Below are 318 nucleotides of genomic sequence, written 5' to 3'. Positions count from 1 at the left end.
CAGCAGGCTCACCATGAAAGCGCTGGAAATGGCATGGGAAACCCGTGGTAAGCCCGGCGGGGTGATGTTCCACAGCGATCAGGGCAGTCATTATACGAGCAGGCAGTTCCGGCAGTTATTGTGGCGATACCAGATCAGACAGAGTATGAGCCGGCGCGGAAACTGCTGGGATAACAGCCCAATGGAACGCTTCTTCAGGAGTCTGAAGAACGAATGGATGCCGGTGGTGGGTTACGTAAGCTTCAGCGAGGCAGCTCACGCCATAACGGACTATATCGTTGGATATTACAGCGCACTAAGACCGCACGAATATAACGG

General features: G+C 54.1%; 1 protein-coding gene. It reads left to right on the top strand.

Annotated features, from left to right (window positions below):
• On the top strand, positions 1-318 hold a 318-nt coding region (locus ACUU1I_RS21400; RefSeq protein ID WP_447393550.1), incomplete at both ends, for a DDE-type integrase/transposase/recombinase.

This window comes from Shigella sp. SIG3 (genome assembly GCF_053555855.1).
This window is presented reverse-complemented; position numbering and strand designations above follow the sequence as displayed.